The sequence below is a fragment of the Zoogloea sp. genome, from assembly GCF_023150065.1.
Taxonomy (GTDB): domain Bacteria; phylum Pseudomonadota; class Gammaproteobacteria; order Burkholderiales; family Rhodocyclaceae; genus Zoogloea.
This window is the reverse complement of record NZ_JAKLLN010000029.1, coordinates 26,580-50,256: the sequence shown is the minus strand read 5'-3', so window position 1 is coordinate 50,256 and position 23,677 is coordinate 26,580. Positions and strand designations below refer to the sequence as shown.

At 68.0% G+C, this 23,677-nt stretch carries 21 protein-coding genes; 16 read left to right on the top strand and 5 right to left on the bottom strand.

Features of this window, described 5'->3' with window-relative positions:
- Positions 1-185 precede the first annotated feature (185 nt).
- The gene (locus L6Q67_RS21545) at positions 186-452 is read left to right on the top strand and encodes a DUF2249 domain-containing protein (RefSeq protein WP_296574725.1); all 267 of its coding nucleotides are present in this window, start codon (positions 186-188) and stop codon (positions 450-452) included.
- A gap of 5 nt (positions 453-457) precedes the next feature.
- Here the strand turns inward: L6Q67_RS21545 and L6Q67_RS21540 are convergent, their stop codons facing one another.
- On the bottom strand, positions 458-1,642 hold the full coding sequence (locus L6Q67_RS21540) for an HPP family protein (protein ID WP_296574723.1): 1,185 nt from the start codon (positions 1,640-1,642) through the stop codon (positions 458-460).
- 105 nt (positions 1,643-1,747) lie between these two features.
- On the opposite strand from L6Q67_RS21540, the gene L6Q67_RS21535 reads away from it, so the two are divergent.
- Positions 1,748-2,869, top strand: coding sequence for a hypothetical protein (locus tag L6Q67_RS21535; RefSeq protein WP_296574720.1), 1,122 nt, complete (start codon positions 1,748-1,750; stop codon positions 2,867-2,869).
- Positions 2,870-2,950: 81 nt separating this feature from the next.
- The gene (thrC, locus tag L6Q67_RS21530; protein WP_296574717.1) at positions 2,951-4,390 is read left to right on the top strand and encodes a threonine synthase; all 1,440 of its coding nucleotides are present in this window, start codon (positions 2,951-2,953) and stop codon (positions 4,388-4,390) included.
- A 69-nt stretch (positions 4,391-4,459) separates the two neighbouring features.
- Here thrC and L6Q67_RS21525 read toward each other — a convergent pair whose 3' ends face one another.
- On the bottom strand, positions 4,460-6,571 hold the full coding sequence (locus L6Q67_RS21525; RefSeq protein ID WP_296574714.1) for a TonB-dependent receptor: 2,112 nt from the start codon (positions 6,569-6,571) through the stop codon (positions 4,460-4,462).
- A gap of 211 nt (positions 6,572-6,782) precedes the next feature.
- Between L6Q67_RS21525 and L6Q67_RS21520 the strand changes: the two genes are divergently transcribed.
- The 10 genes from L6Q67_RS21520 to L6Q67_RS21475 all read left to right on the top strand — a co-directional run bounded on the left by L6Q67_RS21520 (position 6,783) and on the right by L6Q67_RS21475 (position 14,796).
- Positions 6,783-8,783 (top strand): ABC transporter substrate-binding protein, encoded by a 2,001-nt coding sequence (locus tag L6Q67_RS21520; protein WP_296574711.1) that lies wholly within the window; start codon positions 6,783-6,785, stop codon positions 8,781-8,783.
- Positions 8,784-8,882: 99 nt separating this feature from the next.
- Positions 8,883-9,464: an OmpA family protein gene (locus L6Q67_RS21515; protein ID WP_296574704.1), complete on the top strand. Its 582-nt coding sequence runs from the start codon at positions 8,883-8,885 to the stop codon at positions 9,462-9,464.
- Positions 9,461-10,360: a patatin-like phospholipase family protein gene (locus L6Q67_RS21510; RefSeq protein WP_296574702.1), complete on the top strand. Its 900-nt coding sequence runs from the start codon at positions 9,461-9,463 to the stop codon at positions 10,358-10,360. Before L6Q67_RS21515 ends, L6Q67_RS21510 begins: the two co-directional genes overlap by 4 nt.
- A 107-nt stretch (positions 10,361-10,467) precedes the next feature.
- The gene (locus tag L6Q67_RS21505) at positions 10,468-11,628 is read left to right on the top strand and encodes an NnrS family protein (protein ID WP_296574700.1); all 1,161 of its coding nucleotides are present in this window, start codon (positions 10,468-10,470) and stop codon (positions 11,626-11,628) included.
- A gap of 117 nt (positions 11,629-11,745) precedes the next feature.
- The gene (locus L6Q67_RS21500) at positions 11,746-12,357 is read left to right on the top strand and encodes a hypothetical protein (RefSeq protein ID WP_296574698.1); all 612 of its coding nucleotides are present in this window, start codon (positions 11,746-11,748) and stop codon (positions 12,355-12,357) included.
- A gap of 12 nt (positions 12,358-12,369) precedes the next feature.
- Positions 12,370-12,891 (top strand): DUF6306 domain-containing protein, encoded by a 522-nt coding sequence (locus L6Q67_RS21495; protein WP_296574695.1) that lies wholly within the window; start codon positions 12,370-12,372, stop codon positions 12,889-12,891.
- A gap of 143 nt (positions 12,892-13,034) precedes the next feature.
- On the top strand, positions 13,035-13,622 hold the full coding sequence (locus L6Q67_RS21490; RefSeq protein ID WP_296574693.1) for a cytochrome c oxidase subunit 3 family protein: 588 nt from the start codon (positions 13,035-13,037) through the stop codon (positions 13,620-13,622).
- A 9-nt stretch (positions 13,623-13,631) separates the two neighbouring features.
- Positions 13,632-13,898, top strand: a complete 267-nt coding sequence (locus L6Q67_RS21485; protein WP_296574690.1) for a cytochrome C oxidase subunit IV family protein — start codon at positions 13,632-13,634, stop codon at positions 13,896-13,898.
- 179 nt (positions 13,899-14,077) lie between these two features.
- A complete protein-coding gene (locus L6Q67_RS21480; RefSeq protein ID WP_296574687.1) occupies positions 14,078-14,476 on the top strand; it encodes an RNA-binding protein in 399 nt (132 codons plus the stop codon).
- Positions 14,477-14,616: 140 nt separating this feature from the next.
- Entirely contained in the window at positions 14,617-14,796 is a 180-nt protein-coding gene (locus L6Q67_RS21475) for a hypothetical protein (protein ID WP_296574684.1), read from the top strand.
- A gap of 105 nt (positions 14,797-14,901) precedes the next feature.
- Here L6Q67_RS21475 and recJ read toward each other — a convergent pair whose 3' ends face one another.
- The 3 genes from recJ to L6Q67_RS21460 form a co-directional block, all read right to left on the bottom strand.
- Positions 14,902-16,593, bottom strand: coding sequence for a single-stranded-DNA-specific exonuclease RecJ (recJ, locus tag L6Q67_RS21470; RefSeq protein WP_296574681.1), 1,692 nt, complete (start codon positions 16,591-16,593; stop codon positions 14,902-14,904).
- Positions 16,590-17,627 (bottom strand): hypothetical protein, encoded by a 1,038-nt coding sequence (locus L6Q67_RS21465; protein WP_296574679.1) that lies wholly within the window; start codon positions 17,625-17,627, stop codon positions 16,590-16,592. Before L6Q67_RS21465 ends, recJ begins: the two co-directional genes overlap by 4 nt.
- Before the next feature lie 220 nt (positions 17,628-17,847).
- Positions 17,848-19,419: a caspase family protein gene (locus L6Q67_RS21460; protein WP_296574677.1), complete on the bottom strand. Its 1,572-nt coding sequence runs from the start codon at positions 19,417-19,419 to the stop codon at positions 17,848-17,850.
- A 162-nt stretch (positions 19,420-19,581) separates the two neighbouring features.
- Between L6Q67_RS21460 and L6Q67_RS21455 the strand changes: the two genes are divergently transcribed.
- From L6Q67_RS21455 to L6Q67_RS21445, 3 genes are all read left to right on the top strand, one after another.
- The gene (locus L6Q67_RS21455) at positions 19,582-20,835 is read left to right on the top strand and encodes a lipoprotein-releasing ABC transporter permease subunit (protein ID WP_296574676.1); all 1,254 of its coding nucleotides are present in this window, start codon (positions 19,582-19,584) and stop codon (positions 20,833-20,835) included.
- On the top strand, positions 20,828-21,526 hold the full coding sequence (gene lolD / locus L6Q67_RS21450; RefSeq protein ID WP_296574673.1) for a lipoprotein-releasing ABC transporter ATP-binding protein LolD: 699 nt from the start codon (positions 20,828-20,830) through the stop codon (positions 21,524-21,526). The genes L6Q67_RS21455 and lolD overlap by 8 nt, the downstream gene beginning before the upstream one ends.
- A 122-nt stretch (positions 21,527-21,648) precedes the next feature.
- Positions 21,649-23,670, top strand: a complete 2,022-nt coding sequence (locus tag L6Q67_RS21445) for a methyl-accepting chemotaxis protein (RefSeq protein ID WP_296574670.1) — start codon at positions 21,649-21,651, stop codon at positions 23,668-23,670.
- Positions 23,671-23,677 lie beyond the last annotated feature (7 nt).

Here is a 23,677-nt window from a genome sequence, read left to right as displayed (position 1 = left end):
CGCCCGGTGCGGACCCGCATGCCGGGTGGTGTGGGAGGGGAACGGTCAGATTATCTGACCGCCCCTATCCCGATGTCTGGCACGGGCAAAAAACCGATCCAGATCAAGGAACGGGGCAGGGTGAAGCGGCAAACTAACGATACCCGACAAATTCAGTCGGACTTTACCGAGCCCCAGGAGCCGTCATGCAAACCATCCACGTCTGCAACCACACCACCCCCGAAGCCATCTACCCCTTCGATGCCCGCGGCATTGCCAAGCGCTTCCGCCACGCCGCCATCTTTGGCGCCCTCGATGCCCTGGTGCCGGGTGAAGTGATGCAGTTCTGCAATGACCACGACCCCCTGCCGCTGCTGGGCCAGCTGCAGCAGCGTTATGGCGAGAAGGTGAGCATCACCTACCGCCAGCGTGAGCCGGGCGCCATCGTCATCGACTTCGCCCGGGTGGCCTGATCCGGCTACAGGCGGTCGTTGCGCACGTAGGCCAGCGCCTCGTGCCGGAACAGTACCGCCGTGATGTGGGGGCGGCTGATCACACCGGTCAGCCGCCCCTGCCCGTTTACCACCGGCAGCAGGGCTTGTCCGCTGCCCGACAGGATCTCGGCGGCCACCGCGATGCCTTCGTCTTCGCCGAGCACGCGGAGCCCGTGGCGCGGGGTCTGCATGATCTGCCCGACCACCTCGGGCTTGTCGCTCGACGGGCCGGGCGTGGGGCGCAGCAGGCGGCGGACGTTCTCACCCACCCGAGGTCCGTCGGCGGGCGCCACATGGCGAAGGAAGTCCTCCAGGCCCAGCAGCCCCTCGACGCGGCCCGACCGGTCCACCACCGGCAGCGCACTGGCGCCGTGGATGCGCATCAGGCGCCAGGCCTCGTTGAGATCGGTGGCGAAGCTCAGGCTGGCGGGGGCGGGTTCGGCGATGGCGCCGCAGGTGAGCAGCACGTGGCGGTGAAAGGCATGGCGGGCCGCCCGGCCGAAGACCTCGGTCAGGTCGTCTTCGCTCACGTCCAGGTAGGTGTCCATCTCCTGCAGCGCGGCGGCCAGGTCGGGCTGGCTGATCCCCGACGTGGGCGGACGGGGCTGGCCGGGCTGGGGCACCGGCGGTGAGCACAGGGGGTAGCGTCGGCCGGGCAGGGCGTTGTTGACGGCGGTGGCGGCGATGAGCATGGCCAGCACGTTCCAGCCGACCGCGGCCAGCCCGGTGGCCGCATCCTGGCCCTGCAGCGCGTGGGCGGCCATGACCAGGGCCATGGCGCCGCCGGGCGGGTGAATGCAGCGCAGCCAGCCCATGATGCCGACCGACAGGCCTACGGCCAGACCGGCCGCGAGAAAGGGGGAGCCGATCCAGGTGCCGCAGGCCAGGCCCGTGAGTGCCGGCAGCAGCAGTCCGCCGGCCACCGACCAAGGCTGGGCGAGGGGCGAGTGCGGTAAGGTGAACAGGATGACGGCGGTGGCGCCAAGGGGCGCCAGGGCACGCCTGGCCTCCGGGCTGACGGGCGCCACAAACAGCACGGCCTCGTAGATCAGCAGGCCGGCCAGGGCCGCCAGGGCGCTGCGCAGGCGCTCGGCGCGGGACAGCGGGGCCGCGTCCGCGATCAGGTAGCGGCGGGCAAAGCGGGTCAGGGGCGTACGCAGACCGTCCATCGGGAGGGGCTTCCGGAAGCTCGGGCCGGCACTCTAGGCATGGACCGCGGCGTCGCGCCTTGATCCGTGATTGCCTGGCATGAACAAATTGAAAGGGTGAGGGCAGTGCTGATTTATCTGGGATGTTGCGCGGTGCTGGCTTTCGCGCTGGCGATCGGGCTGGCCCTGCAGGGAGCGGCGCCGGCCGCGGCGGCCCACGCGGCCTTTGCGGTAGGGGCGATGCCCCTGGTGTTTGCCGCCATGGGCCACTTCGTGCCGGTACTGACCCGCAGCGGGGGCGCCCGGGGGATGGTGCATCGGCTTCCCCTGGTGATGCAGGCGGCCGGCCTGCTGGCGCTGGGCGCCCTGGGGGGCTGGCTGCCTGGCTGGGCACTGCACGGTGCGGTGAGCCTTGGCGTGGTGGCTACGGTGGCCTTTCTGGCCTGGGTGCTGGGCAAGGGGCGCAAGGCCCTGGGGAGGCCCCATCCCGGCCTGAGCTGGTATGTGGCGGCCCTGGGCTGCCTGATCCTGGCCCTCGTGGTCGTCGGGGTCGGGCTGGTGTGGCCGCCGGCCTATCGCCTGGCGCGGCTGGCGCACCTGCACCTCAACACCCTCGGTTTCATCGGCCTGAGCGCCATCGGCACCCTGCATGTGCTGATGCCCACCGCGCTGGCCCGTCCCGACCCCCTGGCCGCCACGCGCCTGACCCGGCAGTTGCCGTGGATGCTGGCGGGCATTGCCGGCGCCGCGCTGGCCGGTGGGCTGCCCTGGCTGGGCGTGCCGGCGGCGGCGCTGATCGGCGGGGTGGTGATGGCGACGGTGGCCGGCTGGTGGCGCACCCATGGCGGGGCGCGGTTGGCGGGCGATGGCGTGTCGGCCTCGCTGCTGGTGGCCACCCTTGGTCTGGTTAGCCTGTGCGTTGCCGGTGCTGCGCATGGGCTGGGTTTGATGCCGGGCCGCCTGGCCGTGGCGGGCTTCTTTGCCGGCTTCCTGCTGCCTCTGGTGACGGGGGCGCTGTCCCAGTTGCTGCCGGTGTGGCGCCACCCCGGCCCGATCACGCCGGCCCGCACGACGCTGCGCGAGCGCCTGGCCCGGCACGGGCGCATCCGGGCGGTCCTGTTTCTGATCGGCGGGCTGCTTCTGCTGGCGGGGCAGGGCCTGGGAGCAGCCCCGGCGGCATTGGGCGTGGCCCTGTTTGCGCTGTCCCTGATGAGTGGGCTGCTGGCCCGGGCACCCGGGCCGGATTGAGCGGGGCCGCGACCCGGCCGCCAAGGGGAGGGGCGCCTGTGCTATCTTCCAAGGCTTTCCGTTTTCAACTCGGCGAGAACCATGCGCTACATCTCCACCCGCGGCCAGTCTGCCCCCCAATCCTTCTGTGACATCCTCCTTGGCGGTCTGGCGCCGGACGGTGGCCTCTACCTGCCGGAGCGCTACCCGCAGATCAGCCGCGCCGAGCTGGATGCCTGGCGCACCCTGTCCTACGCCGAGCTGGCTTTCGCCATCCTGTCGAAGTTCATCGATGACATCCCGGCCGCCGACCTGAAGGCCATCTGCGACAAGACCTACACCGCCGAGGTGTACGGCTATGTGCGCGACGGGGCCAAGGCCTCTGACATCACCCCGGTGCACTGGCTGGAGCCGGGCAAGCTCGGTCTGCTGGAGCTGTCCAACGGCCCGACCCTGGCCTTCAAGGACATGGCCATGCAGCTCCTGGGCAACCTCTTCGAGTACGTGCTCGACAAGCGCGGCGAGCAGATCAACATCCTCGGTGCCACCTCGGGCGACACCGGCTCGGCGGCCGAGTACGCCATGCGCGGCAAGCACGGCGTGCGGGTCTTCATGCTCTCGCCCCATGGCCGCATGAGCGCCTTCCAGCGCGCCCAGATGTATTCCCTGCAGGACGACAACATCTTCAACATCGCCGTGCGCGGCATGTTCGACGACGCCCAGGATGTGGTGAAGGCGGTCTCCAACGACCACGCCTACAAGGCCAAGTACAAGATCGGTGCGGTCAATTCCATCAACTGGGGCCGTGTGGCCGCCCAGGTGGTGTACTACTTCAAGGGTTACTTTGCCGGCACCGGCAGCAACGATGAGAAGCTGGACTTCGTGGTGCCGTCGGGCAACTTCGGCAACATCTGCGCCGGCCACATTGCCCGCCAGATGGGCCTGCCCGTGGGCCGCCTGATCCTCGCCACCAACGAGAACGACGTGCTGGACGAGTTCTTCCGCACCGGCGTGTATCGCCCCCGCAACACCGCCGAGACCCACGCTACCTCCAGCCCGTCCATGGACATCTCCAAGGCCTCCAACTTCGAGCGCTTCGTCTTCGACCTGGTGGGTCGCGACGGCGCCAAGGTGCGCGAGCTGTGGAGCAAGGTAGACGCGGGCGGCGCCTTCGATCTGTCCGGCTCCGCCGAGTTTGCGGGCATCGGACAGTATGGTTTCACGTCTGGCAGCAGCAACCACGCCGACCGTCTGGCCACCATCCGCCGCGCCGACACGGACTACGCCACGGTTGTCGACACCCACACCGCCGACGGCCTCAAGGTGGCCCTGGAGCAGCGTGACCCCACCGTGACCACCCTGGTGCTGGAAACCGCCCAGCCGGCCAAGTTCGAGGAGACCATCGTCGAGGCCCTGGGCCGCAAGCCGGCGCGCCCGGCCGGCCTGGAGAACATCGAGGCGTTGCCCCAGCGCGTCGAAGTGATGGATGTGGACGCCGACGCCATCAAGGCCCTGATCGCCCGGGTGGTTGATGCGGGCTGATGCCTGAACGCGCTTCCCCATGAAAAATGGCCCCGGATGTCCGGGGCCATTTTTTTGGTCGGGCTCGCCTTACCAGGTGTAGCGGGCGTTCACCCCAGCCATCCAGTTGCGGCCCGGGGCGGGCTCGTAGTAGCGGCCATTGGCGTCGCCGACCACCACCGAGCCCACGTAGTTGCGGTCGAAGACGTTGTCGAGGCGGGCAAACTCGGTGAAGCGCCAGGCGCCGGCCTGCTGCTGGGCGGTGAGGCGCAGGTTGGCGATGAAGTAGGAGGGCGCCGGCAGCTGGCCGTTGGTGTCCTCCACGTACATCTTGCTGCGATACACGCCTTCCACCGTGCCGGTGATGGACGGGGCGATCTTCCAGGCCAGGTCGCCGAACACGGTGGTGCGGGGGATGCCGGGCATCAGCTTGCCGGCGGAGACCAGGGTGTTGGTGTTGCCGGTGCGGAAGTCCTCGTCGTAAATGGCGCGCAGGTGAGACACGGCGAAGCGGCTTGTCAGATTGCGCTGCCAGGCGGTGTCGAAGGACGCCTCGACGCCCTGGCGCAGGGTCTTGCCGGCATTCTTGTAGCTGGTGCGGCCACCGGTGGCCGCATCCACCACCAACTCGTCCTCGGTGTTGATCTGGAAGAAGGCCAGGTTGAGGCGGCTGTTGTTGCCGACGAAGGCCTTGGCGCCGATCTCGTAGTGTTCGCTCTTCGAGGGGTTGAGGCCGAAGTTGAAGCTGCCACCGCTGCCCGAGTAGAACATCTCGTTGAGGGTCGGCGTCTCGAAGCCGCGGCCCGCGCTGGCGTAGAGATTGACGGCCGGGTTGAGCTTGTACACCACGCCCAGCACCGGCGTCGTCTTGCTGTAGTCCTTGCGGCCACTGTCGTCGCCATTGACGCCAACGATGTACTGGTCATCCACCTTGAACTTCACCTGGCTGTGGCGCACGCCAGCGGTGAGCGCCCAGTTGCCCCGCGCCCATTCGGTCTGCACGTAGGGGTCGAGGCTCTCGACGCTGTCGGTCTCGTTGCGGCGCAGGCGGCCCTTGACGCCCAGGGTGGTGCCGACGAAGTTCTCGTAGCCCTTGCGCACGTCGGTGCTGGTGTCCAGGTCTACGCCGAAGGTGGTGGTCAGCCGGCCGCCGGCCAGGTCGCCCACGGCAATGTAGCGGGCGCCGATACCGTAGAAGCTGCGGTCGAAGTCGATGATGCCGCCGGAGTGGCGGGCATTGGCCTGCACGTTGAAGGGGATGGACTGGTACTGGATCACGCTGCGCTGGCCGCTGTAGGCCGACAGTTGCAGGGTGTCGCGGCCGATGCGGCGCTCGTAGGCGACGCCGGCCTGCAGGTGGTCGATGCTCTTGCGGGTGTCGTAGGCGAGGGCTGAGCTGTCCACCGCCTTCGGGTTGGCCTTGTAGGCGTTCCAGGACAGGCCGAGGGGATCTTGGGTGTTGTGCTGCCACATGCCGCTGATGGTGAAGGTCAGTTTGCTGACGTCGTCGGGCTTGCCGGTGAGCTTGAGGAAGGCCTGGTCGCGGGTGGCGGCGGAGTGGTCGCGGTAGCCGTTGGTGTCGAAGCGGGAGGCATTGAAGACATAGCCCAGTCCGCCGGCCTTTCCCTGGGCGCCCAGATCGGCCTTGGTGGTGCCATAGCTGCCGGCGGCAAAGCCGCCCTCCACGCTGGGGCGGTCTTCCGGTTCGCGGGTGAACAGCTGGATCACGCCGCCCGAGTGGTTGCCATACACGGCGGAGTAGGGGCCGCGCAGCACTTCCATGCGTTCGGCCACGTCCAGGTTGAAGGTGGCAGCCTGGCCCTGGCCGTCGGGCATGCTGGCCGGGATGCCGTCGGCGATCAGCTTGACGCCGCGCACGCCGAAGGCCGAGCGGGCACCGAAGCCGCGGGTGGAGATCTGCAGGTCCTGGGCGTAGTTCTGGCGGTTGTTGGCCACCACGCCGGGCACTGCGATGAGGGCTTCGGAGGCATTCACCCGGGGCTGGCCGGCGCTGATCTGCTCCCGGTCGAGCACGTCGATGGCGGCGGGCAGGTCGAAGCTGGCGGCTTCGGCGCGGCTGCCGGTGACCACCACCGGGTTGAGGGTGAGCTTGGCGTCGTCGGCGGCCTGGGCCAGACTGGCGCCACCCAGGGCGGCTGCGAGGGCGATGACGAGGGGGCGGGGGGTGAAGCGGGGCGGCATGATTCGTGTCTCCGATGTCTTGTTCTGGTCCGGGAGGTGGCCGGAGCGGGCTCGAAGATACCCGCTGCCGGGGGCCGGCGCCTCAAGAAAATCGTGATTTTCCGGGGCGGGGTGCTTCCCCGGGGTGGGGCTGCGGAGCGGGCCTGTATACTCGGCGCATTGATCGAAGCGTTCATCCCGCATGTTTTCGCCATCCCGGATCCGGATTGTCGTGCCGCGCCCCTGGGGCCATGCCCTGGCGGCCGTGCTCCTGCTGCTCGGTGCCATGCCCCTGCTGGCCCAGACGCCCCTGACCCTGCAGCTCAAATGGAGCCACGGTTTCCAGTTTGCGGGCTATTACGCGGCCCAGGAAAAGGGTTTCTATCGGGAGGCCGGCTTCGAAGTGAAGCTGCTGGAGGCGCGGCCCGGGCTGAACGTGGTGGCCGAGGTGAGCTCGGGTCGGGCGGATTTCGGTGTGGGCACCAGCGGATTGCTGATGGCCCGCCAGGCCGGCGAGCCCGTCGTCGTGCTGGCGGCCATCTTCCAGCATTCGCCGCTGGTGTTGATTGCCCGCCAGGATGCCTACCTCCAGTCGATCCACGATCTGGTGGGGCGGCGGGTGATGATCGAGCCGGGTTCGGACGAGTTGCTGGCCTATCTGCGCCGTGAGCGCATTCCCCTGGACAGCCTCACCCGCGTGGAGCACAGCTTCGAGCCGGAAGATCTGATCTCCGGGAAGGTGGATGCGATTTCCGCGTATTCGTCCAACGAGCCCTACGCCCTCGACAAGGCGGGGATGAACTACCACGTGTTCACGCCCCGCTCGGCGGGCATCGATTTCTACGGTGACAATCTGTTCACCTCGGAGAACCGGGTCAAGTACAGCCCGGAGCTGGTGCGGGCCTTCCGGGAGGCCAGCCTGCGGGGCTGGCGTTATGCCATGGACCACCCGGAGGAGGTGGCGGCGTTGATCCATTCCCGCTACTCCGACGCGCAGCCCCTGGATTTCTATCTCTTCGAAGCCCGCCGGATGGTGCCGCTGGTGCGCCCCGACCTGGTGGAGATCGGCTACATGAACCCGGGGCGCTGGCAGCACATCGTCGATACCTACGGAGACATGGGCATGCTCCCGCGGGATTTCGATTTCCGCGGCTTTCTGTATGCCGAAGGCGGCGCGGGTGATTCCGAGGGGCTGCGCCTTTACCTCGCCGCGGCCCTCGGGGGGCTGGCGCTGGTCATTGCCGTGGCCACCTATATCCACCGCATCAATCGCCAGCTGCACCGCAGCGTGGCGGAGGCACGGCTGGCCGCCGGGGAGTTGCAGGCCAGCGAGGAGAAGTACCGGGTCCTCACCGAAACCATGAAGGACGTGGTGTGGACCGCAGATGCCGACACCCTGCGTTTCACCTATGTCAGCCCGTCCATCGAGCGCCTGCGTGGCTACACCGTGGCCGAAGTGCTGGGCAGCCCCATCGAGAGTGCGGTCAAGCCCAGCGAGCGGAACACCCTGCGCAGCCTCGTGCGTCAACGCAGCCGCGCCTTCCGGGCCGATCCGGATGGGCCGCCGCATTTCTACACGGAAGTCTACGAGCAGCCCTGCAAGGACGGGAGCAGCGTGTGGACCGAGGTGGTGACCACCTACGGCCTCCACCCCCGCAGCGGCATCCTGGAGGTACATGGGGTGACCCGGGACATCACCGAGCGGCGTGCCAGCCAGGAACGCATCACGCACATGGCCGAGCATGACCTGCTCACCGACCTGCCCAACCGGGCGCTGGTCACCGATCGCCTGAGCCTGGCCCTTGCCACTGCCCGGCGCAATCGCCATCGGGTGGCGCTGTTGTACATCGACCTGGACCGCTTCAAACCGATCAATGACACCTACGGGCATGCGGTGGGCGATCTGCTGCTCCAGGAGGCCGCTGCGCGCATGCGTGCCTGTGTGCGGGAGTCCGACACGGTAGGGCGGTTTGGTGGTGACGAATTCGTGGTGCTGCTGCCCGTGGTGGAGGGCGCTGTGGATGCCCTGCGGGTCGCCGAGAAGATCCGGGCCGCCCTGGGGGAGCCTTTCCTGCTGGCCGGCCTGTGCCTCGAGGTCTCGTCGAGCATCGGTGTGGCCCTCTACCCCGAGGATGGCCGGGATCAGGAAGCCCTGCTGCTGAGCGCCGACCGCATCATGTATGAGGCCAAGCGCGAGGGGCGTGACCGGGTGAGCATGTCCGCGGCGGGGTGAGTCCGACAGTCGTCTTTCAGTGTTTAACAACATTTGAAAGTATGCCTCCGGGCTTGCTGTAGCCTTGCCGGGCGTGAACACTCGAATGGAATCCTCCTCATGTCTCCAGTGATCGGGCGCTTGTCCGCCATGCTTTGCTCCGTGCTGATTCTCGGAGCCTGTGCCACCCCACCCGCCAAGACTCCACCCGTGAAGCTGGCGGTCGGCCAGACCGAGCGTGGCGTGCTTGTGTGGTTGCCGGACAACGTGCTGTTCGACTTCGGCAAGGCCACCCTCGACCCGGTCCGCTCGCCCCCCTACCTGGATCGGGTGGCCCTGCTGCTGAAGGAAAAGACCACCAAGTCGGTGTCCCTCGAGGGGCATACCGACTCCATCGGTTCCGAGAACGCCAACCTTGTGTTGTCCGTTGCCCGCGCCACCGCCGTGCGTCAGGCCCTGCTGGAGCGCCAGGTGGCGGAGGGCCGGATCACCGCCGTCGGTTACGGTCTGGCAAAACCGATCGCCCCGAACGATTCGGAGGCCGGGCGGCGCCTCAACCGGCGCGTCGAGATCATCATCCTCGACGAGAAGGTGGACAACCTGACCCGCGGCGAGCCGGCCGGGCTCTTCGAGGAGGCCTTCGGCAAGCTCAAGGCCGAGCTGGACAGCCTGCTCCAGGCCCGCGGCAAGGCTCCCCAATGAGCCACGACGCACTGTCTGCGCGCCGCAGGGCCCTGGTGCTGGGTGGCCTTGCCGCCGTGGCCGCACCCCTGGCGGCAGCGCCGGGTGAGCGGGGGGCGCCGCGCAAGCCGCGGCTGGCCGTGGTGCTGGGCGGCGGGTCGGCCCGCGGCTTTGCCCACATCGGGGTGGTGAAGGGGCTCGAGGCCCACGGCATCCGGCCCGATCTGATCGTCGGGTGCAGCGCAGGCAGCCTGGTGGGTGCGTTCTGGGCTGCCGGCTTCAGCGGTGACCGGATGGAAGAGCTGGCCCTGAGGGTGCGTGACAGCGAGATCATCGACGTGGTGCAGGGCCATGCGCCGCGGGGCATGGTGACCGGGCAGAGCCTGCAGAACTTTGTGAACCAGGCTTTGCGCGGGCGCAGCATCGAGAGCTTCCCGACCCCCTTCGCCGCCGTCGCCACGCGCTACCCGACAGGCGATCTGGCGGTGCTGCGCAGCGGTGACGCGGGCTTCGCGGTCCGGGCGTCGTGCAGCATTCCAGGGGTGTTCGTGCCAGCAGCCCAGGGCGCGCAGGAGTACCTGGACGGCGGGCTGGTCAGCCCGGTGCCGGTGCGGACCGCCCGCCAGCTGGGGGCCGACGTGGTGGTGGCGGTGGATGTGGGTGGGGCCGATCCGGCAGGCGACCAGACGGGGGGCTTGTTCGAGCTGCTCCAGCGCTCCTTCGAGATCATGAGCCACGCCCTGCGCACCAACGAGGTGGCCACTGCTGACATCGCCGTCCGCCCGGATGTGGGGCGGATCTCCAGTACCGACTTTGCCTCGCGCAAGGTCTTCATTGCTGCCGGTTTTCTGGCCGCCCAGCGGCTCGGGCCGGTGATCCTGGAGCGCCTGGCCGCCGGGCCGCGGCGGCGCGGCTGATTCCGCCCCTGGCAGGGGCGAGCTGTCGCCGATCAAGGCGGCGGCAGGGCCGGCGGGGCTAGCATGGTGGCGGTCGATACCGCCCCATTCTCCTGCGCAGTGCTGCCATGACTCTTTCTGCCAAGCCCCTGTGGCTCGTCGGGTTCCGGCCCTTCTTCATCCTCGCCTGCGCGGCCGGGGCGCTCCTGCCCATGCTCTGGGCCCTGGTCTTTTCCGGGGTGCTGCCCGCGCCGGCGGGGCGCTTCAGCCCGGTGCAATGGCATGCCCACGAGATGTTCTTCGGCTTTGGCTGGGCCGTGCTGGGCGGCTTCCTGCTGACTGCCACCAAAAACTGGGTGCAGGTCCGGGGCTACCATGGCGCAGCCCTGGTCGGGCTGGCACTGGCTTGGTGTGTCGAGCGCATCGGCATGGCCTGGGGTGGTGGGTGGCCGACGGCCCTGTTCTGGGCATCCAACCTCGTCTTCCTCGGCAGCATCGTCGTCATGCTGCTGGTCACGCTGCTGCGTTACCGCCACCAGGACAGCTTTGCCGACAACTACTTTTTTCTCCTGGTGCTGCCGGCCTTCCTGGCCGCCAAGCTGCTGCTGCTCTCCGATGCCCATTTTGCTGCCGGCGCGAGCATGAGCCTCGGCCTGTTCCGCATGGCCTTTCTGGTCATGCTGGAGCGCACCCTGACCCAGTTCATGAAGGGGGTGTTCCAGGTGGACATCCTGCGCCGGCCACGGCTGGATCTGGCGATCAAGCTGAGCGCCGCCTGTCTCGTCTTCCAGGCATGGATACCTCCCGCGCTGGCCTTGGCCGTGCTGGTGATTCTCGCGGCCCTGCTGCTCTACCGGTTTGCCTGGTGGCGGCCCGATCTGGGCTTCCGCCGTCTGGAACTGGCGGTGATGTACCTGGGCTACCTGGCCATCGTGGCCCAGCTGCTGCTGGAGGTCCTGGCCCTGGTGGGCCTGCGGGGCTGGACCGGCAGCCTGCCGATGCACGTATTCACCTTCGGTGCGATGGGCCTGATCATCCCGGCCATGCTGGTGCGCATCTCCCTCGGGCATACCGGGCGCAAGGTGGTGTTCGACCGTGGCGACCGGCTGGTGATCCGGATCATGCTGCTGGCCTTTCTGGTGCGCATCGTGCTGCCCCAGGTGTTCCCCGCGGCCTATCCCCACTGGATCCATCTGGCGGCCCTGGCGTGGACGGCCGCCTTCGCCATCCTCGGCTTCCGGCTGATCCCCCGCCTGCTGGCGCCCCGGGTGGATGGGCGGGAGCACTGAGGCGCGAATCGGGCCCGGGGCTCATCGGGCCGATCGGCATATCGCGGGTCAAGGAAAGTGCCCCCCGGCGGGTGATAGGGTGCATCGATGAGCCTGCATTCCCTGGAGGAGCCTTCCGTGCACTACCCCCCGTTTTTTGACGCCGTGCCCCGCGTGCGGGTGCGTGACCCCCTTGCCGAGTTCCTCGGCGCTGTCGACGGTGGTGTCATTGAATACCGCTATCTCGATGCCGTGCGTCTTGCCGGGCATTCCTGTCCGACCGTGGCGGGGGCTTACGGGCTGACCCGGCTGGCCCTCGGTGCCCTGTACGGCGCAGCCATGGCGGAGCGGGGGGGCGTGCAGGTGACGCTGCGTGACGAGGCCCCGGCCGGGGTGGCGGGGGTGGTGGCCAGTGTCGCCTCCCTGCTCACCGGCGCGTGTGGCGATACCGGCTTCAAGGGCCTGGCCGGCCGTTTCGAGCGGCGCGGCCTGCTGGCCTTCGGTGTCGAGCAGGCCTGGGAACTGCGCTTCACCCGGCGCGACGACGGCAGCTCGGTGGATGCGGCGGTCAACCTGCGTGCGGTGCCGGCGGATCCGCAGATGATGCCGCTGATGCAGCGTTGTCTGGCGGGTGCCGCGGACGAGGAGGAGACGCAGCTGTTCCGCAGCCTGTGGCAGGACCGGGTGCGCCGTATCCTGCTCGAGCACGGGGATGACCCGGAAGTATTCGTCATTCGCCACATCGACTGATCAGGAGGCTCCATGTCACCCAAACCCTCTGATGCGGATCTTCCCCCGCAGCCGGGCTGCTCTTCACCACCCTGTTATGCGGCGGAGTTTCCCGGCTATTTCGGTGAGGGCGCCGAGCCGCCCGATCCGGCCGTGATCGATGGCCTGAATGCCCTGCTGGAAGCCGAACGTGCCGGCGCCAAGGTGCTGGCCATCCTGCGGGACGGGCTGGACGCCCGCTCGCCCCAGCGCCTGCTGCTGGAACGCCTGCAGAAGGATGAAGGGGCCAACGCGGTGCGCCTCTACAAGACCATCCGCCGGCTGGGGGGCGTGGCCTCCCACGACACCGGCGCCTTCGTGCAGAAGACCCTCGCCGTCGATGGGCTTGCCGCACGCCTGGTCTTCCTCAACAAGGGGCAGGCCTGGGTGGTCAGGAAGATCGACGAGGTCTTGCCCGGGCTGAAGGACGAGGCGGCCCGGGAGATGCTCGTCGAAATGCGTGTGTCGCACCTGGACAACATTGCCGCCTGCGAAGCCCTGCTTGCCAGTGGCTGAGGGCGGGTGCGCAGCGCCGGGCATTGATCTGGCTCAAGCCTGAAAAAGACTCTGTAGCGCCTGGAATGCAGGCCTTCTGTGCCCTCCGGACCCCCGCCCCGGGTGAGTAAATGGCGTCTGGATCACAGGCAGGAGAGGAAGTGATGGATCTCGCAGCAAGCGCCGTCCCGGTGGAGGCGCCCACCGTACCGGGCAACCGGGGAATCTGGGTCGGCATCCTGTGCGAACTGAGCGAGTTTGCGCTGATGTTCCTGGCCTGGGCGTGGTTCCGCCACGTGCACCCCGATGACTTCCACGCCGGTCCGGCCATGCTCAACGCGGGAGCGGGCATTGCCAACACGGTGGTCATGCTGACCAGCGGCTACCTGGCGGTGCGGGCCGTGCTGGCCATCCGGCGCGGGGATGGGATCGCGGCGCGCAACTGGCTGATCGCGACCCTGTGCGGCGGACTGGCTTTTCTGCTGATCAAGGCTTTCGAGTTCCGGTGGAACATCGAGCATGGCGTGGTGGGCACCGGGAACAGCTTCGTGGCCATGTACTACTACCTGACCTTCAATCACCTCGTCCATGTGGTGTGGGGCTGCCTGGGCCTGATCTGGGCCATCCTGCGGGCGCAGTTTGGTGCCTACAGCGCGGCGGACCATGAGGGGCTTGAAGCGGCGGTGCTGTACTGGCATGCCACCGACCTGGCCTGGATCGTCATCTTTCCCCTGCTGTATGTGCTGCACTGAAGGCGTGTCATGACGAAGATCGATGAAAACCGGGCGACGGTGGTGTGGCTGGGCCTGCTGGCGCTGACCCTCGGAAGTGCCTGGCTCGGGGAGGGGGCTCTGCCGGCAGGCCTCACGGCGGCGGTGGTGGCCGTGATCGTCGGGCTCAAGGGGATGTTGGTGATCCGCCATTACATGGGCCTGGCAGAGCCCGGTTCCCGCCTGCGCATGGCGATGCGCCTGTACTTTGTGGTGGTGCCCGCGCTGATCCTCGTTTCGGCGGCGCAGGGGGCTTGAAGAAGCGGCTTGCGGCGCACAAGAACGGTGCGGCTCCCCGGGTTTCCGGAGGGCCTTCGGGCTGCAGTATTACCCCATTCTGGTGCATCACAAAAACATTCGACGCGCGCGAATTGCCTTGCTATTGTGTGTATGCGCGGACCTCCTCACGGCCGCCTTTATTTCATGGAGCGCGTCAATTGGGTACTAAGCTTTACGTGGGCAATCTGGCCTACAGCGTGGATAAGAGTCGTCTGGAAGAAATTTTTGGCGAGTTCGGCACCGTGGCTTCTGCCCAGGTGATCATGGACCGCGAAACCGGCCGCTCCAAGGGTTTCGGCTTTGTCGAAATGGGTTCCGATCAAGAGGCGCAGAGCGCCATCTCTGCCCTCAACGGCAAGAGCTTTGACGGTCGCAACCTGACCGTCAACGAAGCACGTCCCCAGGAGCCCCGTAGCGGCGGCTTCGGCGGTGGCGGCGGCCGTCGTGGTCCGGGCGGTGGCGGTGGTGGTGGCGGGTTCGGCGGCGGTGGTCGTCGCGGCCCCGGCGGTGGGGGCGGTGGCGGTGGTTTTGGCGGTGGCGGCGGAAACCGTTACTGAGCGTTTCTCCAGCCCGTGTCTGTCGGGCTGACTCCTCCGTTTCAAGTCAGTGCCGGTGACCCTGCGGGTCGCCGGTCGCTGTCTGTTCAGCATTCCCTAGTTGAATCCCTTTTTTATTCCGGCATGACGGGAAGGTGATCTTGGCCAAGACCAATTATTCGTTCGAGAAGCGCCAGCGGGAACTGGAGAAGAAGCGCAAGCAGGAGGAGAAACGCCTGCGCAAGCTTGAAGGCAAGGGAGCATCTGACGAGGACGAGGCGGAGGCCGAGCTTCCGGACTCCTCGCCAGCAACCGGAGATGACTCCGGCACGGCAGCGTAAGCCGCTTCGGCTGACCGGGCCGCGGCCCGGACAAGGATTTCACAAGGCCCCGTCTTCGGGGCCTTGTTGCGTATGGAGCCGATGAGCACGGGCCCTGGCCCCGCCTCAGGCAGGGTCGAAATGCTCCAGCATCAGCTGGATGCTGGCGACGCCGTTGTACTCATTGACGGCCAGGCGGAAGGCCGCGTGGATGGTCTGGGCCGCCGGCTCCGCGTGGTTGAACTGGATCGCGTCGATGCGGGTGTTGCCCTTGCGCAGTTGCAGCTTGAGGTGCTTGTCCTTGAGGATACGCTGGTTCTCCACCCGGAAGGTGTCGTCGAACACCGGTGCCGAGAAGCCCTGACCCCAGATCTCCCGCTCCAGCAGGCGGGCGGTTTCCAGGTTGTAGAGACTGTCCTCCAGCGGGCCGTCGGTTTCGAGGCTGCGGGTCAGGTCGGCGGGGTCGATCAGGCCTTGCACGACACTCTCGAACAGGGCTTCAAAGCGTCCAAGGTCGTCCTCCCGGATGGTCAGCCCGGCCGCCATGGCGTGGCCCCCGAACTTGAGGATCAGCTCCGGTGCCTGCTTGGTTACCAGATCGAGGGCATCCCGCAGATGCAGACCGGGGATGGAGCGGCCCGAGCCCTTGAGTTCTCCCTCGCTGCCCCGGGCAAAGGCGATGGTGGGGCGATGGAACTTCTCCTTGATCCGCCCGGCCAGGATGCCGATGACCCCCTGGTGCCATTCGGCCTCGAAGAGCACCAGGGTTGAGCGGGCTCCCGGGTCGATGGCGTCCAGCTCGGCCATGGCGCCTTCCTGCATGTCGGCTTCGATGGCCCGACGCTCCCGGTTGAGCTTGTCGAGCTCCTGGGCGATGTTCAGGGCGCGACCCATGTCGTCGGTGATCAGGCATTCGATGCCCAGGGACATGTCCGCCAGCCGGCCGGCGGCGTTGAGGCGGGGGCCGAGGGCAAAGCCCATGTCGAAGGTGGTGGCCCGGCTGGCGTCGCGGCCGGCCGCCGCAAACAGGGCACGCACGCCGGGTTGCATACGGTCGGCGCGCATGCGCTGCAGCCCCTGGGAGACCAGGATGCGGTTGTTGTGGTCGAGCTTGACCACGTCTGCCACCGTTCCCAGGGCGACCAGATCGAGCAGGTCCGCCAGATTAGGCTCGGTCTTGCCTTCGAAGGCGCCCCGGTCGCGCAACTCGGCGCGCAGGGCCAGCATGGTGTAGAACATGACGCCGACGCCGGCCAGGGCCTTGCTCGGGAAGGGGCAGCCGGGCTGGTTGGGATTGACGATCACATCGGCCTCGGGCAGCTCGTCGCCGGGCAGGTGGTGGTCGGTGATGACGGTGGCGATGCCGTGCTCCCGCGCGGCAGCCACGCCTTCGACGCTGGCGATGCCGTTGTCCACGGTGATCAGCAGGTCGGGCTCCATGCCGGCAGCGAGCTCGACGATGGCCGGGGTGAGGCCGTAGCCGTACTCGAAGCGGTTGGGGACCAGGTAGCCGACCTCGGCCCCGAAAGCCCGCAGGGCGCGCACGCCGACGGCACAGGCGGTGGCGCCGTCGCAATCGTAGTCGGCGACGATGACCATGCGCGCACCTGCCTCGATGGCGTCGGCCAGGATCTGTGCAGCGTCATGCACGCCCTTCAGCTGGGCGGGGGGCAGCAAGGCCTTCAGGCTGTAGTCGAGCTGCTCGCGATTGTCGATGCCGCGGGCCGCATAGATGCGAGCCAGCAGGGGGTGGGTGCCGGCGTCGAGCAGGCGGCTGACGGCGCGGCCGGGGACCGGGCGGGGCAGGATGCGGGTCATGGGGTGCTTGATTTGGGTTGAGGGGCGGTCGCCAGCAGGGCGTCGAGGGGCTGGGGTTTGCGCCAGAACTTCCACAGGCCGGAGGCGGCGATGTCGGCTTCGAGCAGGTGTCTGTCGTCGGGTACCCGGATGCGCACGCCGTCGAGGCGGCGGGCCTTCAGGTCGGCGAGCAGGGGCGCGAACCAGTGGGTCTCGAGCTGCCGGAGTTCGTGCAGCCAGGCGTCCCGATCGTGGTGCAGGGCAGGGCGCTGCAAGGCGTCGAGCAGGGCCAGGGTCGGGCCGGTGGGCGTGGTGTAAGTGCTGCATGCCGCGGGCGTCAGCCCGGCCAGGCGGGCCAGGCCGACGGCGTAGGGCTGGCCCGCCTGCAGCCGGGTGATCCGCGGCGTGCATGGGGCCTGGGCCGGGCCGCCACCCCACAACCAGATGCCGTTGATCTTGCGCTGGCCGGCTTCTTCCCGAGCGGCATTCACCGGGTGGCTGTACAGCCACACCTCGATCTCGTTGGACAGGCGTGCCCACGGGCGGATGTCCTCGCCTTCGGGCAGAAACAGCTGCACCGGGCGGCCATTGACGTCTGCCAGGGGGTGAAAACGCGGGGCGGGCTGCTCGGCCAGGTGCAGGTACCAGCGGTCCGGGGCCGGGGCCTCGAAGTGTCCGATGTCGGCAAAGGTGTCGTTGAGCCCGGCCATGAGGATGTCGGCCTCCTGCCGGGTGATGGCCAGCCCGCTGGCGTCGGCGAGGAGCAGGGTGTCCCGGGCAAAGTGCAGGTGCACCGGGTCGCAGCACAGCCAGTGGCCGCCGGCTGCCATGTCGGGGCCTTCTTCACCACTGCGGCGCAGCAAGGCGTGGGAGACGCTGCCGTTGAGGCCGAGGGCTTCGGCCAGCAGCGCGTCGGTGCTGGTCGGTCCGGTCCAGCGGCTGCGTGCGAAGCCGAGCAGGGTGGCCAGCGCCGGCAGGGGCTGGGCATGGGCAGGGTGTTGGCCGGGAGCGGCGGCGAGCCAGCTCAGGCCGGGAATGATCAACTCGAGTTGCATCGGGAAAAGCCGGGTTGGCCCACCCGTGGATGGTGGAATGGCCATCTGACCGGGGGGCGCGTGGGTGCCATAGGTGATGTTGTTCGGGGCGTCCGCCTGAGGGTGCCTGTCCGCTCGGGAGATAAGCTGCCGAGGGGGAGCGACATTCTAGTGGAGTGCCGCAGGCCTGCGGGGCCGGGCTGCACCCTGGCGTGCACGGCCCTTGGCGGACGGCATTTCCCTACGGAGCGGTGATCCATCTGGCGGCAAAGGCGCTGGAGCACTGACGTGCCTGGGTCGCACCCAGATTGCGGGTTTCGCTGAAGCGGCATTGGGGGGCCACGTCGCCGCCGAGGAATTCTTCGGTGGCGCTGCGCAGGCCGCGGGCGTCCGGATGGGTGGCCGAGATGGCTCCCGTGGGTGCAAAACCACCGCGGTACGGGGTTCTCGGTCCGTCGGTCAGCAAAAAGAGCAGGCGGCTACCTGCCAACGATTTGCGGCCCTCAGGGGGCAGGAGGCTGATCCGGGCGCCGGGTTCCAGGCGGGTGTCGGGGCTGTACTGGTTGGGGTAGAGCAGGCTCAGGCCGCCGTCGCCGGCCATCAGCACATACAGATGCCCGGGGCGGTCACTGGTGATCTGCATCGGCGTGCCTGCAGCCGTGGCGCGGCCTGCGGGGCGGGCATCGAAGCGCCGACGCTGGTCACGCTGGGCGTGGATGGCCTCCAGGCTGCGTCGGGGGGCATCGGTGCCGGTGGGGTCGGAGGTCCATGAGAAGGGGGCGGGAATCAGCGCCGGATTGCCGGCGAGAGCCAGCTGCTGTTCACCCGGTTTGCGGTCCAGGAGCGGCTGGGCGCAGCGGCGCAGGGCGTCGCCGTCGGCCAGGCCGCTGTTGCCCGGTGTCGGCGCCCGGCCTTCGAGGCAGGCCAGCAGGGCCTGGGTGGCCAGACCGCCATTGCCGTCTTCGAAGGCCGCCCGGTTGCGCGGGGCCGCCAGCAGGATCTGGACATTGGCAGGCAGCGGCGTGCCAGCCTGGCCGAAGCTCTCGCTGCTGCAGGCGCCGTCGGCAACGGGCTGGCGGCTGAAGCGGCTATGCACCGCGGTGGTGGGCTTGCGCTCGTCGCCGCGGCCGGCATCGATGACGACGAAGACCTTGTCGGTCCGGGCCGCCAGGCCCTGCAGGTAGCGGTGCAGTTCTGTGGCGGTGAACAATTGCTTGTCGTCGCTGAGAATGGCGTCGCCGCAGTCTGCGCCGCTTCTCGGGCGGGCGCCGAAGGCCGCGATGTGGATGAACACCCGGTCCTGATCACCGATCCGTGCGTCGAGTTCGGCCAGGGCCTGGCGCAGGCCGTCCAGGCTGAGGGCGGCAAGGTAGCGGGTGTTGGTGTCGGGGACGCCCATCAGCGCGGCAATGCGGCCGGCACTGCTGGCATCGGCCTTGGGGTCAGAAGGTGTCAGGCTGAGGATCAGGGCGTGGTTGCTGGCCCTGGCCGCGCTGCGCGGTAGGGCGGCGGAGCTGCCGCTGCGCAGCGGGGAGGACGGGGCCGGGGAGGCACTGTTTTCGGGTGGTGCGCTGCCCAGGTCGGTGCTGTCCCGTTGAATCCAGCCGGTACGGTTGCCGGAGATCTCCACCCGTACCCACTCGCCGCGCACTTCCAGCACCTGGACGCTGCTGCGCCGGTGCACCTCGGCGATGCCGAAGGCGAAGGACGAGGGGGTATCGCGGAGCTTGTCGGGCCGGGTCATGAGCGCCGTTTGGGCGCTTGCCAGGGCGGGCAGGGCGAGAAGCAGGGCGGCAAGGGTGGCTCGAAGCATGGTCAGGTTCCTGGCGGGGCGGGCGGGGGCCATTGCCGCAAGGCCATCCCGGCGCATGCGGCATGGGATTGTAAGCCCGGCGCAGGGCAGGATACCCAGTCCTTGCCAACTCCGGCACAATGCGCCCTCGCGCCGTGTGCCGGCGTTTCCGGTTTCGTGCTGATGTCCTATGAATTTCTCGTCGGCCTGCGCTATACCCGCTCCAAGCGGCAGGCGCAGGGCCGCAATCGTTTCATCTCCTTTATTTCAATGGTGTCCATGCTGGGGATCGCCCTGGGTGTGGCGGCGCTGATCGTCGTCCTGTCGGTGATGAACGGCTTCCAGAAAGAGCTGCGCACCCGCATCCTGGGGGTGGCGTCCCACGTCCAGGTGAGCGGGTTCGACGGGGAGCTGAGCAACTGGCAGCGGGTTGCCGACGATGCCGCCAAGCACCCGCAGGTGCGTTTTGCCGCGCCCTTCGTGCAGGCCCAGGGCATGTTGTCCTATGACCAGACGGTGCGTGGCACGCTGATCCGCGGCGTCGTGCCCGACGCGGAAGACAAGGTGGCAGATTTCGCCCAGCACATGCGCTTCGGGCGGCTCGGTGACCTGCGTGCCGGCGAGTTCGGCATCGTCCTGGGGGCCGATCTGGCCCGGGCGCTGCGGGTGTCCATGAACGACAAGGTCACGCTCATCGCCCCCCAGGGCCTGGTGACGCCGGCGGCCATCCTGCCGCGCCTCAAGCAGTTCCGGGTGGTGGGCATCTTTGAAGTGGGGATGTACGAGTACGACTCCAGCCTCGCCCTGGTGCATCTCAACGACGCCCAGACGCTCTATCGCATGGAGGACCGGGTGTCCGGCGTGCGCCTCAAGCTCGACGATCTCTTCGAGGCGCCCCGGGTGGCGCGGGAGCTGACGGCCTTTGTGGATGCGGATGCGGTGGTGTCGGACTGGACCCGCAGTCACGCCAATTTCTTCCGGGCCGTGCAGATCGAGAAGAACGTGATGTTCATCATCCTGCTGCTGATCGTGGCCGTGGCGGCCTTCAACATCGTGTCCACCCTGGTGATGGCGGTGCAGGACAAGCAGGCCGATATCGCCATCCTGCGCACCCTGGGGGCCAGCCCCGGCTCCATCATGGGGATCTTCGTGATCCAGGGGGCCCTGATCGGCTTCATCGGGCTGGCACTGGGGGTGCTGGGCGGCGTCAGCCTGGCCCTCAACATCGACGTGGTGGTGCCGGCCATCGAGCGGGCCCTGGGCATCCAGTTTCTGGCCAAGGATGTTTACTACATCTCCGATCTGCCCTCCGAGCTGCAATGGGCGGACGTGATCACCATCACCAGCGTGTCCTTCGTGCTGACCCTGGTGGCCACCCTGTATCCGAGCTGGCGGGCGTCGCGCCTCAATCCGGCGGAGGCCCTGCGCTATGAGTGATGTGACGATGCGAGCGCCGGTGATCGAGTGTCACGGCCTGTCCAAGTCCTTTCGCGAGGGCGACGACGCGGTCCAGGTGCTGAGCAATGTGTCCCTGGCCGTGGCCCGGGGAGAGCGGGTGGCCGTGGTGGGCTCGTCCGGGTCTGGCAAGAGCACCCTGCTGCACCTGCTGGGCGGGCTTGATGCGCCCTCGGCCGGGGGCGTGAAGCTGCTCGGCAAGGACTTCTCGACCATCTCCGATGCGGAGCGCGGCCGGCTGCGCAACGAGTCGCTGGGTTTCGTGTACCAGTTTCACCATCTGCTGGCCGAGTTCTCGGCCCTTGAAAACGTGGCGATGCCGCTCTTCGTGCGGCGCCTGAAGAAGGACGAGGCCCTGGCCCGGGCGGCGGAGACCCTCAAGGCGGTCGGGCTGGGCCACCGCCTGAGCCATACGCCGGGCGAGCTGTCGGGCGGCGAGCGCCAGCGCGCCGCCATCGCCCGGGCGCTGGTCACCCGGCCGGCCTGCGTGCTGGCCGACGAGCCCACCGGCAACCTGGACCGGCAAACGGCGGAGAAGGTCTTCGCCCTGATGCTGGAGCTGGCCGAGGAGCAGGGCACGAGCTTCGTGATCGTCACCCATGACCCGCTGCTCGCCGCCCGCACCAGCCGGGTTCTGAATCTGCGTGACGGGGTGTTGTCGGCGGGAGACTGAGGGGCAGCCCGGCTGTGTTGCCGGGCGCGGGCCGGATTTCGGGTTTCCCTTAAGTTTGCAGGCGCCGGGGCCGATAGGTGGTCAGTAGCGAGAATCACGACCACGACCTTGTCGGAGCCTCTATGAAAACCCTTTTCTTACCTGCCGTCGCCATGCTCAACCGCATGCGCTACCCGGCAAAGTTCTCCCTTCTCGGCGTGATTGCCCTTCTCGTGGTCGGCTTCCTGCTGACTCAGCTGACCTTGTCGCTGCGTTCCAGCATCACGTTCACCGAGAGCGAACTCGTTTCGATCCAGCGGGTGCCCCGGCTGCTCAAGGTGCTGGAACTGACCCAGCAGCACCGGGGCTTGTCGTCCGGGGTGCTCAACGGTAATGAGGAGTTGCGGCCGCGCCTGCAGAAGAAGACCGACGAGCTGGTGGAGGCGATGAAGGCCGCCGACGAGGTGCTGCAGGCCGATGTCGCTCCGAGTGCGAGCCGACGCTGGACCGAGGTGCGCAGCGGCTGGGAGACCCTGCTCGGCAAAGGCCTGCAGATGGCCCCGCGGGACAACCTGGTGGCGCACACCGGGCTGATCCGCAAGATCGTGCTGGCCCTGCACGATCTGGGTGACGATGGAAACCTGACCCTCGACCCATCGGCTGATACCTACTACCTCATCGACAACACCCTGCGCCGTGTGCCCGACGTGTCGGAGCGCCTCGGGCGCCTGCGTGCCATGGGGACTGGCGCCCTTGCCGCAAAGGCGGTGGATGACCAGCGGCGCTTCGACCTCAGCTCCCAGCTGGGCGAGTTGAACATGGCGGTGCTGGATCTCAACGAGAACTTCGAGCGGGCCGCCGCTGCCAACGCCAACATCCGTCCGACCCTGGATGCCCTGGGCAAGGATTTCAACACCTCCACCTCGCAGGTGGTCGATCAGCTGCAGAACCATGTCCTCAAGGGCGATCTCGAGATGGCGCCGCCGGCCTACTTCGACATGGTCACCAAGACCATCGATCTGGTGTTCTCCAAGACCTACGGCACCCTGATTCCCGAAGCCACCTCCCTGCTCGAGAAGCGGCTCGGCAAACTGAAGCAGGATTTTTACGTTGCCGCGGCGCTCTCCGGTTTGTCCCTGCTGGCGTTGCTCTACCTGTCAGTGGGTTTCTGCATCGCGGTGATGCAGTCAGTGCAGGAGCTGCGGGCCGGCGCCCAGGAGCTGGCTGCCGGTAACCTGCGCAGCCGCATCGACTTTTCGGCGTGGGATGAACTGAGGCAGGTTTCCGACCAGTTCAACCAGATGGCCCAGTCCTTCTCCGATGTGATCGCCAAGGTCCAGTCCGGGGCCAATGACGTGGCCGGGGCTGCGGTTTCCCTGTCCAGCTCGGCCGCCATGGTCTCGAGCGGGTCCGATCAGCAGAGCTCGGCGGCCTCCAGCATGGCGGCGGCGGTGGAGGAGATGACTGTCGGGATCGAGGAGATTGCCTCCAGCGCGTCGTCCGCAGAAGGCATCTCGTCCGAGTCCGGGCGGCTGTCCAGCGATGGCGGTGCGGTTGTGGCGCGCACGGTGGAGGAGATGGAGCGCATCGCCACCTCGGTGCGCGAGTCCGCTTCCGTGATCCAGGATCTGGGCGACCAGTCGGTGCGGATCTCGACCATCGTCAACTCCATCAAGGAGATTGCCGATCAGACTAATCTCCTGGCCCTGAATGCGGCCATCGAAGCGGCCCGGGCCGGCGAGACGGGGCGTGGCTTTGCCGTGGTGGCCGACGAGGTGCGCAAGCTGGCCGAGCGTACCGCCAAGGCCACGGACGAGATCACCAGCATGGTGATGGCCATCCAGAAGGGCACCAGCCGCGCGGTCGATACCATGCAGGACGGGGTGACCCGGGTTCAGGAGGGCGTGGTGCTGGCGGGGCAGGCCGGCAGCTCGATGGACCAGATCCGCGAAGGCGCCACCCACGTGGTGCGGGCGGTCACCGATATTTCTGCGGCCCTCCGGGAGCAGGGGGCGGCCAGCACGGATATCGCCCGCAACGTCGAGCGCATTGCCCAGATGGCGGAGCAGAACTCCAATGCGGTGCGGGAGACGGCAGGGACGGCCCGCCGGCTGGAGAACCTGGCCCAGCAGCTGCGCTCGGAAGTGTCCCACTTCCGCATCTGAGCCATTC

Excerpts from the sequence above, each read along its gene's own strand:
- L6Q67_RS21545 (WP_296574725.1), top strand. The coding sequence starts at position 186 with ATGCAAACCATCCACGTCTGCAACCACACCACCCCCGAAGCCATCTAC.
- L6Q67_RS21540 (WP_296574723.1), bottom strand. The coding sequence starts at position 1,642 with ATGGACGGTCTGCGTACGCCCCTGACCCGCTTTGCCCGCCGCTACCTG.
- thrC (WP_296574717.1), top strand. The coding sequence starts at position 2,951 with ATGCGCTACATCTCCACCCGCGGCCAGTCTGCCCCCCAATCCTTCTGT.
- L6Q67_RS21525 (WP_296574714.1), bottom strand. The coding sequence starts at position 6,571 with ATGCCGCCCCGCTTCACCCCCCGCCCCCTCGTCATCGCCCTCGCAGCC.
- L6Q67_RS21515 (WP_296574704.1), top strand. The coding sequence starts at position 8,883 with ATGTCTCCAGTGATCGGGCGCTTGTCCGCCATGCTTTGCTCCGTGCTG.
- L6Q67_RS21510 (WP_296574702.1), top strand. The coding sequence starts at position 9,461 with ATGAGCCACGACGCACTGTCTGCGCGCCGCAGGGCCCTGGTGCTGGGT.
- L6Q67_RS21505 (WP_296574700.1), top strand. The coding sequence starts at position 10,468 with ATGACTCTTTCTGCCAAGCCCCTGTGGCTCGTCGGGTTCCGGCCCTTC.
- L6Q67_RS21495 (WP_296574695.1), top strand. The coding sequence starts at position 12,370 with ATGTCACCCAAACCCTCTGATGCGGATCTTCCCCCGCAGCCGGGCTGC.
- L6Q67_RS21490 (WP_296574693.1), top strand. The coding sequence starts at position 13,035 with ATGGATCTCGCAGCAAGCGCCGTCCCGGTGGAGGCGCCCACCGTACCG.
- L6Q67_RS21485 (WP_296574690.1), top strand. The coding sequence starts at position 13,632 with ATGACGAAGATCGATGAAAACCGGGCGACGGTGGTGTGGCTGGGCCTG.
- recJ (WP_296574681.1), bottom strand. The coding sequence starts at position 16,593 with ATGACCCGCATCCTGCCCCGCCCGGTCCCCGGCCGCGCCGTCAGCCGC.
- L6Q67_RS21465 (WP_296574679.1), bottom strand. The coding sequence starts at position 17,627 with ATGCAACTCGAGTTGATCATTCCCGGCCTGAGCTGGCTCGCCGCCGCT.
- L6Q67_RS21460 (WP_296574677.1), bottom strand. The coding sequence starts at position 19,419 with ATGCTTCGAGCCACCCTTGCCGCCCTGCTTCTCGCCCTGCCCGCCCTG.
- L6Q67_RS21455 (WP_296574676.1), top strand. The coding sequence starts at position 19,582 with ATGTCCTATGAATTTCTCGTCGGCCTGCGCTATACCCGCTCCAAGCGG.
- lolD (WP_296574673.1), top strand. The coding sequence starts at position 20,828 with ATGAGTGATGTGACGATGCGAGCGCCGGTGATCGAGTGTCACGGCCTG.
- L6Q67_RS21445 (WP_296574670.1), top strand. The coding sequence starts at position 21,649 with ATGAAAACCCTTTTCTTACCTGCCGTCGCCATGCTCAACCGCATGCGC.